Consider the following 589-nt stretch of genomic DNA (forward strand, 5'->3'; position numbering starts at 1 on the left):
TGAGCCTGCGCCGCTACGAGATCGGGAAAGAAGCGGAGATAAAGAACGCCGAGAAGTTCAAGGATTGGAAGTACACGCGGAAGCGCCAAAAGGAGCTGTGTAAGCCCGGGTACCTGATGCACGTCATGCCCATTGACCGCGGAAACGAGGCGGACCCTGAGATCTGTGACGATCCGGAACTTTCCTGGATGTACGACCAGGCGGAGAACCGTTTGCACGTGCAGAAGGCCATTCTCTCCCTCACCATGGGCGGCCGCCCCTCATAAAGGGCGGAGTTCGCGCGAAATTGCCACGGCCAGGGCAATGCCCTGGCCGTTTTCTTTTTCGGGTTACCGATGTCCCTCCCTCAGGGGTTGACTTCGAACCCCAATTTGGCTAGACTAGCATACGTGCAGATGTATAGACAAGCTGACCCTTCCATCCCTGCTTTGGACCGCCGAAGTCCGGTCCCCCTTTACTACCAGCTAAAAGAGATCTTCCGGTCCTGGATCACCTCCGGAAAATTCGAAGCCAACGAGCGCTTCCCCTCCGAAACTGAACTGCAAAAGATGTTTGGGGTAAGCCGGATGACGGTGCGGCGCGCCCTCTC

Annotated in this window: 2 protein-coding genes; both read left to right on the plus strand. The window is 57.0% G+C overall.

From position 1 onward, the window contains the following. Positions 1-266: ornithine carbamoyltransferase (locus H5T41_11475; protein ID MBC7109379.1), on the plus strand; the 266-nt coding region annotated here is incomplete at its 5' end. 162 nt (positions 267-428) lie between these two features. Further along, the coding region (locus tag H5T41_11480) for a GntR family transcriptional regulator (protein ID MBC7109380.1) at positions 429-589 on the plus strand (161 nt) is incomplete at its 3' end.

It is taken from the genome of Methanomassiliicoccales archaeon (assembly GCA_014361295.1).
Classification (GTDB): Archaea; Thermoplasmatota; Thermoplasmata; order Methanomassiliicoccales; family JACIVX01; genus JACIVX01.